A 1,094-nucleotide genomic window follows, 5' to 3' on the forward strand; every position below is an offset into this window, starting at 1 on the left:
TTCTTTTATCATGTCGAACAAGGGGACTTCTGCGTAGGTGTAATGTCCACCAATCATTAAAATGATACAGTGAATCAGGATTAGGAAGTACAGCAGGGGCGTCAGTGGAAAGCTTCGCCTTGTCGTAACGATTAATACCAGGCCGATGATCGCCGGAGCGACTTCTAGCACCCAGGTATACAAGTCTATAGGTTCGTAGCCTGACCAGCCGAGCACGGCAAAATAGAGTGTAAGCCAAAGAACTTGAGTTGCATTTGCCGGCATAGCTGTCCACGTCCCTTAAGGTTGCTTTTTTCCTTGTACAGTATGGATGATCGTACCACCAAGCATCGCTGCGACAAACAAAAAAGTATCGCTGTGCAAGTAGCTTAAGGCGGCAATAGCCGGGCCAGGGCAGTAGCCATAAAGCCCCCAGCCGACGCCGAACAAAACAGAACCAATGATCAGCCGCTTATCCAGTTTTTGTTTGTTTGGAAGACAAAACTCGCTATTTATTATCGGCCGACGCTTGAAAATAAAATGGTAGGCGAGCATGGTCGTTCCCACGCCGCTAGCCATAACAAACATTAACGTCGGATCCCAGTTGCCGAATAGGTCGAGAAAGCCAAGGACTTTTTCTGGGTTAGTCATACCTGAAAAAGCGAGCCCCAGGCCGAATAACAGACCAAAGAAAAGATATATTAGAGCATTCATATGACATGCCTCACGATAGCTACCGTGATGATTCCGCTTGTCATAAAACAAAGTGTAGCGATGATCGAACGCAGGGAAAGGCGACTAATGCCGCAGATGCCATGGCCGCTGGTGCAGCCACTGCCCATTGACGTACCGTAGCCCACAAGTAGTCCGGAAAGGATAATAATAACCGGATGGTTTGGAATGGGTTGAGAATTAATTTGGCTGAGCTCGCTTAAGCACAATGCACCTAAAGCCATTCCTGCTAAGAAGGCAAAACTGTTTAAGGTATTACCTTGTGTGCGCTTAACAAGGCTCTGAATCATGCTGCTGACACCGGTGATACGACCGTAAAAAAGCATAATAAGGCTGGCCGAAAGACCTATCAGTAATCCACCAATTAATGCGGGTGTTATATT

General features: G+C 47.0%; 3 protein-coding genes. All 3 read right to left on the minus strand.

The window, feature by feature from the left end; translation table 11 throughout:
* On the minus strand, positions 1 to 264 hold a 264-nt coding region (locus A3763_RS19740; RefSeq protein WP_156495197.1), incomplete at its 3' end, for a DUF2238 domain-containing protein.
* 15 nt (positions 265 to 279) lie between these two features.
* Positions 280 to 693 (minus strand): DUF6691 family protein, encoded by a 414-nt coding sequence (locus A3763_RS19745; protein WP_068516746.1) that lies wholly within the window; start codon positions 691 to 693, stop codon positions 280 to 282.
* On the minus strand, positions 690 to 1,091 hold the full coding sequence (locus A3763_RS19750; protein WP_068760382.1) for a YeeE/YedE family protein: 402 nt from the start codon (positions 1,089 to 1,091) through the stop codon (positions 690 to 692). Before A3763_RS19750 ends, A3763_RS19745 begins: the two co-directional genes overlap by 4 nt.
* Between the last annotated feature and the right edge of the window lie 3 nt (positions 1,092 to 1,094).

It is taken from the genome of Oleiphilus sp. HI0128, assembly GCF_001635365.1.

Bases quoted from the DNA above. Each gene is read 5' to 3' on its own strand.
- A3763_RS19745 (WP_068516746.1), bottom strand. From the start codon at position 693: ATGAATGCTCTAATATATCTTTTCTTTGGTCTGTTATTCGGCCTGGGG.